The sequence below is a fragment of the Vreelandella stevensii S18214 genome (assembly GCF_000275725.1).
Lineage (GTDB): Bacteria > Pseudomonadota > Gammaproteobacteria > Pseudomonadales > Halomonadaceae > Vreelandella > Vreelandella stevensii.
Genome location: NZ_AJTS01000010.1, coordinates 166,536 through 176,762, shown reverse-complemented (window position 1 = coordinate 176,762; position 10,227 = coordinate 166,536). Strand labels below are relative to the sequence as shown.

Annotated in this window: 10 protein-coding genes and 1 other RNA gene; 4 read left to right on the top strand and 7 right to left on the bottom strand. The window is 61.7% G+C overall.

Features of this window, described 5'->3' with window-relative positions:
* The 7 genes from HSS18214_RS0101300 to rsmI form a co-directional block, all read right to left on the bottom strand.
* The coding region (locus tag HSS18214_RS0101300) for a UDP-N-acetylmuramoyl-tripeptide--D-alanyl-D-alanine ligase (RefSeq protein ID WP_026001647.1) at positions 1-1,148 on the bottom strand (1,148 nt) is incomplete at its 3' end.
* Positions 1,145-2,635 (bottom strand): UDP-N-acetylmuramoyl-L-alanyl-D-glutamate--2,6-diaminopimelate ligase, encoded by a 1,491-nt coding sequence (locus HSS18214_RS0101295; protein ID WP_016913514.1) that lies wholly within the window; start codon positions 2,633-2,635, stop codon positions 1,145-1,147. The genes HSS18214_RS0101295 and HSS18214_RS0101300, both read right to left, overlap by 4 nt.
* 16 nt (positions 2,636-2,651) lie before the next feature.
* Positions 2,652-4,358 (bottom strand): peptidoglycan D,D-transpeptidase FtsI family protein, encoded by a 1,707-nt coding sequence (locus HSS18214_RS0101290; protein ID WP_026001646.1) that lies wholly within the window; start codon positions 4,356-4,358, stop codon positions 2,652-2,654.
* A complete protein-coding gene (gene ftsL / locus HSS18214_RS0101285) occupies positions 4,355-4,690 on the bottom strand; it encodes a cell division protein FtsL (protein ID WP_016913512.1) in 336 nt (111 codons plus the stop codon). Before ftsL ends, HSS18214_RS0101290 begins: the two co-directional genes overlap by 4 nt.
* A gap of 2 nt (positions 4,691-4,692) precedes the next feature.
* A complete protein-coding gene (gene rsmH, locus HSS18214_RS0101280; protein WP_026001645.1) occupies positions 4,693-5,649 on the bottom strand; it encodes a 16S rRNA (cytosine(1402)-N(4))-methyltransferase RsmH in 957 nt (318 codons plus the stop codon).
* Between the two features lie 52 nt (positions 5,650-5,701).
* An RNA gene (rnpB, locus tag HSS18214_RS18455) (RNase P RNA component class A) lies at positions 5,702-6,073 on the bottom strand.
* Between the two features lie 32 nt (positions 6,074-6,105).
* Positions 6,106-6,963 (bottom strand): 16S rRNA (cytidine(1402)-2'-O)-methyltransferase, encoded by an 858-nt coding sequence (rsmI, locus tag HSS18214_RS0101275; RefSeq protein WP_026001644.1) that lies wholly within the window; start codon positions 6,961-6,963, stop codon positions 6,106-6,108.
* A gap of 112 nt (positions 6,964-7,075) precedes the next feature.
* Between rsmI and HSS18214_RS0101270 the strand changes: the two genes are divergently transcribed.
* Genes HSS18214_RS0101270 through HSS18214_RS0101255 form a run of 4 tightly spaced genes read left to right on the top strand, consistent with a single transcriptional unit; the run spans position 7,076 to position 10,181 of the window.
* Positions 7,076-8,584 carry a penicillin-binding protein activator gene (locus HSS18214_RS0101270; protein ID WP_016913509.1) on the top strand — a complete coding sequence of 503 codons (1,509 nt, stop codon included), beginning with the start codon at positions 7,076-7,078 and terminating at the stop codon, positions 8,582-8,584.
* Positions 8,574-8,945, top strand: a complete 372-nt coding sequence (locus HSS18214_RS0101265; protein ID WP_016913508.1) for a YraN family protein — start codon at positions 8,574-8,576, stop codon at positions 8,943-8,945. Before HSS18214_RS0101270 ends, HSS18214_RS0101265 begins: the two co-directional genes overlap by 11 nt.
* 23 nt (positions 8,946-8,968) lie before the next feature.
* Complete coding sequence (locus HSS18214_RS0101260) at positions 8,969-9,562, top strand: phosphoheptose isomerase (RefSeq protein ID WP_016913507.1); 594 nt, start codon at positions 8,969-8,971, stop codon at positions 9,560-9,562.
* A 46-nt stretch (positions 9,563-9,608) separates the two neighbouring features.
* A complete protein-coding gene (locus tag HSS18214_RS0101255) occupies positions 9,609-10,181 on the top strand; it encodes a BON domain-containing protein (protein ID WP_016913506.1) in 573 nt (190 codons plus the stop codon).
* Positions 10,182-10,227: the final 46 nt, after the last annotated feature.

Below are 10,227 nucleotides of genomic sequence, written 5' to 3'. Positions count from 1 at the left end.
GACGCAGCATAAGCGCCCACGTCAGCATGTAGCCGGTCGGACTCATCCCCCAGCTCCCCCATCGCGCCCAGGGCGCACCAGCGAGGGGCAGGAAAGCTCGCCAGGGCATCCAGAGCTGCCTTGACCGCGCCAGGGTTGGCGTTGTAAGTGTCGTCCAACAGCGTCGTGCCACGAATACCGGGCACCACGTTCATGCGGCCCTGCAATGCCGACAACCGATTCAGCCCAGCCACGACCTGCGGAGCGGGGACATTCAACGCCAGTGCGGCAGCGGCGGCAGCCAGGGCGTTACTGACATTATGCTTGCCGATCAGAGGTAGCGCTACGCGCCCCAACGGCTCACCGTCGACAACGAGCGTGAAAGCATAACGCCCCTGTGAGTCGCAGGAAAGAGCCGAAGCGTTTACGTCCGCATTGCCCTGCACCCCGTAGCTGACCACTCGGCGGGGGGCCGCACAGGCCGCCCAGAAAGGAAAGTAGCGATCATCGGCATTGATGATGGCCACGCCATCCTGATCGAGCCCGGACAAAATTTCGCTCTTGGCCTGGGCAATCTGCCCCATGCCACCAAACTCACCTACATGAGCGCCCGTCACGTTGGTGATGATGACCACCCTGGGGGCCGCCAACCCGGCCGTCCAGGCGATTTCACCCAAATGATTGGCCCCCAGTTCGATGACACCCGCCTGGTGCTGCGGCCCAAGACGCAACAGCGTCAGCGGCGCCCCAATATCGTTATTGAGGTTGCCGATGGTCGCCAACACCTCACCGAGTGGCGCCAACAGGGCAGACACCATCTCCTTGACCGTGGTTTTTCCGCTATTCCCCGTGACCGCCACCAGCGGCAGCGTAAAGCGTCGCCGCCATGCGCCCGCCAACAGCCCTAATCCCAGCCGAGTATCCGGGCAGCACAATTGCGGCAGCGGGCTATCCACGGGATGCTCCACCAGTGCCGCTACGGCGCCCTGCTCTCGGGCTTGCTCGACGAAATCGTGGCCATCGAAGCGTGGGCCTTTCAAGGCAATGAACAGGCAACCCGGCACGATCTGGCGAGTGTCCGTCACTACCTGGCTGATCGACACGTCAGTCGCATCGTCTGCCAACGGAATACCCATCGCCGCAGCCACTCCGCCAAGGGTCCACATCAGCAGCCACCTCGCGCCCGAATGGCCTGCTGCACCTGCTCATCATCCTGGTAGGCGTGTCGAACGCCCTCGATTTCCTGATATGCTTCATGGCCCTTGCCAGCCACCAGCACCACATCCTGAGGACCTGCCTGAGCCACGGCATGCAGGATGGCCTGACGCCGATCACCAATCTCTTTCACCCGCTGCGGCTCGTGAAAACCCGCCAAAATTTGCTGACGAATCTGGGCGGCAGATTCACGGCGGGGGTTGTCATCGGTCACCACCACACAGTCAGCCAGACGTTCGGCCACTTTGGCCATTTCCGAACGCTTGCCGGTATCGCGCTCACCACCACAGCCAAACAGGCACCACAGTTTTCCCTGCCCCCCCAAATGGTCGCGCAGGGCTTCCAGCGCATTTTGCAGCGCGTCAGGGGTGTGGGCATAGTCCACCACCACACAAGGTGCTTCGCCCCCGCCAAAGCGCGTCATACGACCCGGCACCGGGCTCAACTTGGCTGCCGCCTCGAATAGCGCGTCCAGCGACTCGCCCAGCCCGTACAACACGCTGATGGCCAGCAGCACGTTATCCAGGTTGAAGCGCCCCAGCAGCGGTAATTCGAGCGCTTTCTCGCCCTCGGGCGTGGCAATCAGAGCCTGCTGACCGGCTTCCAACGGATGCCAATCGAGGATACGCAGCGTTACCGCCTCATCGCTGCCCGTCGCCAGCACACGCACATGGGATTCGCACCCTGCCAGCATCAGCCGAGCCAAGGGGTCGTCACCGTTGACCACTGCCAGGGTCAGCTCGGAACGACGAAACAGCTTGGCCTTGGCGGCAGCATAGGCCGCCATGCTGCCGTGATAGTCCAGATGATCTCGGGTCAGATTGGTGAACACGCCGACCGTCACGTTCACTGACTCCAGACGGTGCTGGTCCAGCGCGTGGGAGGAAGCCTCCAGCGCCACGCGCTGGACACCTTGGCGGCCTAACTGCCCCAGAGTAGCCTGCAACGCCAGCGGCCCGGGCGTGGTCAGCCCGGTATCCATTAGCTGCCCCGGGCGTCCAACGCCCAGAGTACCTATCACTCCAGCCGGAGTGCCCAGGAGCTCACTCAATGCCGCGATATAATGCGTGACCGAGCTTTTGCCGTTGGTTCCCGTAACTGCGATTACCTCCAGGCCATCAGACACTTGATAAAGCGAGCGCCCCAGCTCACCCAGCCGCAGTGCCAGATGAGGCAACGAAAGCACCTTGCCCTGCAGCGTCAGCTCGGCCTGCCGCGTATGCGCCAGCACCAGCGAGGCACCGCCCTCCAGCGCCTGGTCGATATACTCACGGCCATCCCCTTGGCTACCGGGCACCGCCACGAAGACACTCCCTTCTGCCACCTTGCGCGAATCGGTCACCAGATCGAGCGACACGGGCAGCGGTGGCAGCTCGGGCAAGTCGGCACCCGGCCACACCGCCTTCAGGGCGGCCCGAAACTGGTCGAGGCTCACAGTCATGCCTACTCCTTGAAAGCTATTCAACGTCATGATCGGGCGGCACATCCAGCAGACGTAGCGCGTTGCCGGTGACGCTGGAAAATACGGGGGCCGCCACTGCCCCGCCATAAAACTGCCCCGCCTGGGGGTTATCGATCATCACCACCGTGACGATGCGCGGATCAGAGATAGGGGCAATGCCAGCAAAGACGCTGCGGTAGGCATCCGTGGCGTAACCCTGCTGACCGGTCTTGCGTACCGTACCGGTCTTGCCACCTACCCGGTAGCCCTCGACCCGCGCACGACGCCCACCAGAGTAGGCTCCCACGGACGTTTCCAGCACGTCCAGAAGATCATCTGCAACGCTGGGCGAAATAGCCGGAATACCAGGGGGAGGTTCGGACAACCTCAATAGCGAGGGCGGCAGGCGCTCGCCGCCGTTGGCCAATGCCGTGTAAGCACTGGCAATCTGCAGCGCAGAAGTCGATAAGCCATAGCCATAGGAGAGCGCCGCACGCTCACTGCGCGACCACCGCACCGGCGCCGGGAGACTACCCGTGGACTCGCCAGGAAAACCGGTGCCCGGTCCCTGCCCAAAGCCCAACTGATTGTACTTTTCCCAGATCGCCGTATCGCTGAGCTGAAGCGCCAGCCGCGACATGCCGATATTGGAGGACTTTTCCAGAATACCCGCCAGATCCAACTGCCCGTAATTACGGATATCACGGATGGTGAACTGGTCGATGCGCATCCAGCCCGGTGAGGTATCGACCACCACATCGCGGTCGAACACGCCGCTTTCGAGAATGGCTGCCATGGCCAGTGGCTTCATGACCGAGCCAGGCTCGAAGACATCCACCAGGGCCTGATTACGCAGCCCCCGAGGGTCGAGTCCGGCGCGGTTATTGGGATTGTAGGAGGGCAGATTGGCCATGGCCAGCACCTCGCCCGTGCGTGCATCCATCATGACCAGCACGCCGCCGTCTGCCTCATGTTCGGTCACGGCAGCGCGCAGCTCACGATAGGCCATGTACTGAATGCGCTGGTCGATGGAAAGCGTCAGCTCGCCCCCTGGCTGGGCATCACGGATCACCCCCAGCTCACGCACCAAACGACCCCGCCGATCCTTGATGACGCGCCGCTGGCCGGGGTGACCTGCCAGGTAAGGTTGATAAGCAAGCTCCAGCCCCTCCTGGCCCACGTCATCGACGTTGGTGACGCCCAGCAGTTGGGCCACCACTTCCCCAGCCGGGTAATAGCGCTTGTATTCCCGCTGCGGATACACCCCGGGGGTACGCAGATCCAGCACTCGCTGGGCAGCTTCCGGGGTCATATGGCGACGCAGATACATGAACTCTCGACTGGCAAAGCGCGCGACCCGGGCATCGAAATCATCCAACGACATCCCCAGCGCCTGGGCCAGCATGACTCGCTGAATGGCATCGCCAGGCAACTCTTGCGGATTGGCCCACAGGGTCACCACAGGCGTCGAGATGGCCAGTGGCTCCCCATTGCGGTCGGTGATCATACCGCGGTGCGCCGGAATGGCTTCATGACGCAGGGTGCGCGCGTCCCCTTGGCTTTGCAAAAAGGGCCGGTCGATGACCTGGAGCAGCGTGATACGACCGATTAGAATGGCAGAGGCCAGCCCTACCACCAGCAAGATGAAAAAGAAACGACCGCCAGCCAAGGGCGGTGCAATGGGATATTGACGGGACTTCCCTCCCCGACCTTCGCGTCTCATGGACGAATAACCTCAACATCGTTGACGTCTGGAATACGCATTTCTAGCCGTTCCGTGGCAATTTGCTCGATGCGTGCCGGTGTCGACCAGGCACCCTCTTCCAATAACAGCTGCCCCCACTCGGTTTGCAGCTGGTTCTTCTCCTGCTCCAGACGCTGCAGCTCGGCAAACTGTACCCGAGTCATGTGGGTGGTCATCACCACCGACAAGGCGGTCAACAGGCATAATACAAACAGCGCGATCAACACCAGCGGCCAGAGACGCAGGCGCACTTGAAATGGCCACTCGGCCTGCAGCGTGGATAGCCATCGTTCGAAGCGCTCGAGACTCATGATCACGCTCGCTTACGGGCAGCACGCATGACGGCGCTGCGGGCACGCGGGTTGGCATCCACTTCTTCATCGTCAGGGCGACTTCCTTTGCCCAGGGCTTCGAGACGGCGATTCAACTGATCATCACGGATGGGAACGCCGCGCGGCAAGTGGGTATCTCCCCGGACATGGTGGCGGATGAAGCGTTTGACACGGCGGTCTTCCAGCGAATGAAAGCTAATGACCACCAGATGCCCCCCCGGCGCCAAGGCCTCCAGGGCTGCGTCCAACGCGCTATCCAGCTGCTCCAGTTCGCCGTTGAGGTAAATGCGCAGCCCCTGAAACGCTTTGGTTGCCGGATGTCGGCCCTTCTCCCAGGCGGGGTGGGCTGCCTTGAGGACCTCGGCCAGATCCACGGTATGGGTAAAGGGTTGCTCAACGCGCCGCTTGACCACCGCATTGGCCAGCCGCTTGGCGTAGCGCTCTTCGCCGTAGGTCTTGAAGACACTGGCAATCTCGGACTCGCTAGCCCGGGCCAGAAAGCTCGCAGCGCTCTCACCTTGCGTGGGGTCCATGCGCATGTCCAACGGGCCATTGCGCATGAAGCTGAAACCACGCTCGGGATCGTCCAGCTGCGGCGACGACACGCCGATATCCAGCAGGATGCCTGACAGACGACCATGCACGCCCTGCTCTTGGGCGAACTCCGCCAGCCGCGCAAATTCACGCCGGGTAATCTGAAAACGCGAGTCGGTGATCTCTTCAGCGGCGGCAATGGCCTGAGGATCACGGTCCATGGCCAACAAACGGCCCTGCTCACTCAACCGCGACAGGATGAGACGCGAGTGCCCCCCGCGGCCAAACGTGCCGTCCAGATAGACACCGTCGGGATCGTGAATCAACGCATCGACGGCCCCGTCCAATAACACACTGGTGTGACGAAAACGGGAAGCGACCTGATCGGCGTCGGCAGAAGGCATGTTACTCTCACACAAGATTTGGGAAGGCGTGCCCAGCACGCCTTTCATGGAAATGGGGAGTCGGCCGATAAGCCGGGTTCTGTCGTGGACAGTCATTCCTCTAGGCGCTGCGTCACCACAGCGCTCAAGCAACCTACCCGGACCCAGCGCGGGCCACGCCATTGGGTCCCTATTTGGTCTTGCTCCGAGTGGGGTTTACCATGCCACGCACTGTTACCAGGCGCGCGGTGCGCTCTTACCGCACCCTTTCACCCTTACCGGCTCCTGAGGTTGATGTCAGAAGCTTAGGCGGTCTACTCTCTGCTGCACTTTCCGTCGGCTCTCGCCGCCCAGGCGTTACCTGGCACTCTGCCCTATGGAGCCCGGACTTTCCTCCCCCAACGGCTCTTGCGAGCATATTAGCGGCGACTGTCTGGCCAACTCCGGCGGCAAGCATACCAGCGCCCCGCCCTGGCCTCAATGCTCGCCTTTGATTGCCTGCAATCTGGCATACCACTGCTGCTTGCGCCCCCCCATCAATCGCGCCGCCACCGCCGCTCCCTGCTTGACCCCTATACCCTCGGCCAATAGCGCCGCCAGCAGAGCATCCGCCTCTACAGCCTGCTCGTCACCCTGCTCGACGGGCGCCGCTCCGGCAATGACGATCACGAACTCACCACGCGTCTGATTGGCATCCTGCTCCATCTGTTCCAGCAGCTGCACAGGCGTTCCCTGCAAAAACGTCTCGAAGGTCTTGGTCAGCTCCCTGGCCAGCACCACGCTGCGCTCGGGCATCTGCTCTGCCAGCGCCTCCAGCGTCGCCAGGATACGATGGGGCGACTCATAAAACACCAGCGTCTCCTCCCGGGCCGCCCACCGCTCCAGCGCCTGGCGCCTGCCACTGGACTTGGCAGGCAAAAAACCGCCAAAGGTGAAGCGATCCGTGGGCAGGCCAGCCGCCGACAGCGCCGCGATCAAGGCACAAGGACCGGGCAAGGGCACCACATGACGCCCACGCGCACGCAGCTCGCGCACCAGCACGAATCCCGGATCACAGATCAGCGGCGTGCCGGCATCACTGATCAGAGCGATGTCTTCCCCTGCCACAAGATAACGATCCAGGCTATCCACGCGCTGCACTTCGTTATGCTCATGCAGTGATATCATGGGGGTATTGACCCCCAGATGGGCCAACAAACGTCCGCTATGGCGCGTATCCTCGGCGGCGATGCGCGCCACACTGGCAAGTATCCGAGCGGCGCGAGGCGACAGATCGTCCAAATTCCCAATTGGCGTAGCAACCACGTACAATGTGCCCGGAGGTTGGTGTGTCATCGTGACTCCCGATTTATTAATAGCTTGCCCTGACGGTGCGCTATGCTTACTCAACGTGAGATCAACCTGCTCATAGGCCGCGACAGCGCAAATGGAAACTAAGGAAGGATACATGAAACAGTCACTTCGTGGCCTGTTGGCCACTGCCTTCATGGCACTTCTCATCACCGGGTGTGCCATGCAGCCGCCCAGCGTCGTTGACCGAGCCCCCGATCAGGACGCAGGACGACTGCTCAGCCAGGCAGAGCAGCAGGCTCCCGAACAGGCGGCCCAAACGCGCCTGGAAGCGGCCAACATCCTGGCCCGCCAGGGCCAGCGAGAAAGTGCCTTCGAAGCCGCCAGCAGCATCGACGAAGCCCAGCTGGGCGATACTGACCGTTTACGCTGGGCCATGCTGTTTTCGGAACTGGCCCGCGGCATGAACGACCCGCAAGCGGTCCTGCGCGCCACGCAAGTGCTGGATGATGAGCTGCCCATGCAAGCCAACCAGCAGCAAACGCTGGCAGAGCGCCGTCAATGGGCCCAGGAAGCGCTGGATCAGCGTCCTGACGAGGTACAGGTCGCACTGCCGGAGCTGGAAGGCACCGATGTGCGACGCATTGCCGTGGCCCTGCCGGAATCCGGCCCTCTGAGCAGCGTGGCCAGCACGCTGACCACTGCCATGCGCCGCCACAACGAAATCAGCAATGATGGCGTACAGCTGACCTTCATCGACGCCTCCCAGTACTCTCTGGATGAAATCTACAGCCGTGCCGAACAAATGAACGCACAGCTATTGATCGGCCCACTCGACAAGGAGCAGGTGACCCAGCTGGAGGAGCGCGACAGCGTTCCACTTCCTACGCTGGCGCTCAACTATGGGCACAACTCCAGTAACCAGGCCCAGCGCCTGCTGCAGTATGGCCTGTCAGCGGAAGACGAAGCGCGCCAGGCAGCTCGCCGTGCTTATCAGGACGGGCACCGCCAGGTAGCCGTCATGGTGCCGGATAATGACTGGGGCCGCCGAGTAGGCGAAGCCTTCTGGAACGAGTACCAGCGTCTGGGCGGAGAAGTCACCAATGCCGTGCGCTACAACCCGAGCAGCCCGGTGTCCAATGCGGTACAAACAGCGCTGAATGTCAGCGGCGAACGGGCTCGTCTGGGTAACATCGACGCCCTGTTCCTGCTCGCCCTACCTGACTATGCACGCCAGGTACCGCCCACCATGGATTACTATTACGCCCCTGACCTGCCGATCTACGCCACCTCGCACCTGCATGAAGGCCGCCGACAGACTCGTCTGGACCAGGACCTCAACGACGTCATGTTCATGGACATCCCCTGGCAGATTCCTGATGCGGCTGTCGGCGGAGAAGAAGTCCTGCCTTTCTACGCTACCTACCAGCAGCTGCGCGACGAGTCCGACGCCTCCATGTTCCGCCTCATGGCCATGGGCGTCGATGCCTACGAGCTGGCCAAACGCATGTCGGACCTCTCGGACATCAATGGCCTTAACGGCAGCACCGGTCGCATGTCATTGGCCAGCGACGGCCGCATTCACCGTGAACTCCCTTGGGCAAAATTCCAGAACGGCACTCCCGCCCCCATCCTGATCCCAGGCCTCTTGGGCAATGAGCCGTAGCCCGCAAAGCGCACGCTACCGAGGAGCAGCCATTGAGCGAATCGCCGCTCAATGGCTGCAGGAGCAAGGCCTTCGACTGGTGAGCAGCAACCACCATGTGAAGGGCGGCGAACTGGACCTGGTGATGTATGATCGGGATACTTTGGTGTTTATCGAGGTCAAACATCGCGCCACCACGGAGCACGGGCACCCGCTGGAGACCGTGACGGCACAGAAACGTCGCCGACTGGTACGCGCCGCCATGCTCTATCTTGCAAGGCACGACCTCGACTGCCCCTGCCGCTTTGATATTCTAGCGATCACAGGCATGCCGCCCGCGCTGACGTTCGAATGGGAACAAGCGGCATTTGACGCTTATTAATACTCTATAACCGGGAAGCCCTGATGGACTTTCAATCTCGCATTCTCAACCACTTCAATGCCAGCATTGACACCAAAACCTATGCCAGCGAGGTGCTACCACCGTTTATCGAAGTGGCCAGCCAAATGATGGTTCAGTGCCTGGTCAATGAAGGCAAGATCCTGGCCTGCGGCAATGGCGGCAGCGCAGGCGACAGCCAGCACTTCTCTTCAGAACTGCTCAACCGCTTCGAACGCGAGCGCCCCAGCCTGCCTGCGCTGGCGTTGACTACCGATACGTCGACGCTTACCTCCATCGCCAACGACTACAGCTACAACGAAGTATTTTCCAAACAGATTCGTGCGCTGGGGCAACCGGGCGATGTCCTGCTGGCCATCTCGACCAGCGGCAACTCAGCCAATATCGTGCAAGCCATCCAGGCCGCCCATGATCGCGACATGACGGTGGTGGCTCTGACAGGCCGTGACGGTGGCAACATGGCGTCGCTGCTCGGCCAGGACGACTGTGAAATTCGCGTCCCCGCCACCTCGACGGCTCGCATCCAGGAAGTCCACTTGCTGGTGATTCACTGCCTGTGTGATTTAATTGACGAACAGCTGTTTGGCGGCGCTGCCTGACAGCGCATTCAGGTCAACGGAATATATCGATAAAGGAGTCATCTCAATGGCCCTACGTTTTGCTTCTCGCTCCCTTCTGGTCGCTACGCTGTGCGGCGCGGTGCTGCTCAGCGGCTGTGCCAACAACAGCGGCTCCAACCCCTCCAACTACGGCCAGCGCAGCAGCGATGTCCAAGCCGTGGATGCCACCATCGAACGCGAAGCGGAGCGCTCCCTGTCACGCGCCGATGCTCGGCTGGGTGATGCGCGGATTCGCGCCCATAGCTACAACGGCACCCTGCTTCTGGTTGGGCAGGTACCCAGCGACGAGCTGAAAAGCATGGCAGGCAACGTGGCCTCCAACCTGCGCGGCGTCAATCAGCTGCACAACGAACTGACCATTGCCGCCAACCTGCCCGCCAGCCAGCGTCTGGCCGACACCTGGTTGACCACCAATGTCATCAGCCACCTTGCCACCAATGATCAGATCGACTCTTCCAAGCTGAAAGTCACCACCGAGAATGCCACCGTGTACCTGATGGGCATGGTCACTCGTGAGGAAGCCGACCGAATCGTCAATGCTGCGTCCGGCGTGGCCGGCATTCAGCGCATCGTCAAGGTCTTCGATTACCTGAACTGAGCTTCGTCCTGGCAACAAAAAGCCTCGCCAGCGTGACTGGCGAGGC

What these genes read in the sequence shown, in the direction of transcription:
- HSS18214_RS0101255 (WP_016913506.1), top strand. Translation starts at nt 9,609, where the DNA reads ATGGCCCTACGTTTTGCTTCTCGCTCCCTTCTGGTCGCTACGCTGTGC.
- ftsL (WP_016913512.1), bottom strand. Translation starts at nt 4,690, where the DNA reads ATGAGTCTCGAGCGCTTCGAACGATGGCTATCCACGCTGCAGGCCGAG.
- HSS18214_RS0101270 (WP_016913509.1), top strand. Translation starts at nt 7,076, where the DNA reads ATGAAACAGTCACTTCGTGGCCTGTTGGCCACTGCCTTCATGGCACTT.
- HSS18214_RS0101265 (WP_016913508.1), top strand. Translation starts at nt 8,574, where the DNA reads ATGAGCCGTAGCCCGCAAAGCGCACGCTACCGAGGAGCAGCCATTGAG.
- rsmI (WP_026001644.1), bottom strand. Translation starts at nt 6,963, where the DNA reads ATGACACACCAACCTCCGGGCACATTGTACGTGGTTGCTACGCCAATT.
- HSS18214_RS0101290 (WP_026001646.1), bottom strand. Translation starts at nt 4,358, where the DNA reads ATGAGACGCGAAGGTCGGGGAGGGAAGTCCCGTCAATATCCCATTGCA.
- HSS18214_RS0101295 (WP_016913514.1), bottom strand. Translation starts at nt 2,635, where the DNA reads ATGACTGTGAGCCTCGACCAGTTTCGGGCCGCCCTGAAGGCGGTGTGG.
- rsmH (WP_026001645.1), bottom strand. Translation starts at nt 5,649, where the DNA reads ATGCCTTCTGCCGACGCCGATCAGGTCGCTTCCCGTTTTCGTCACACC.
- HSS18214_RS0101260 (WP_016913507.1), top strand. Translation starts at nt 8,969, where the DNA reads ATGGACTTTCAATCTCGCATTCTCAACCACTTCAATGCCAGCATTGAC.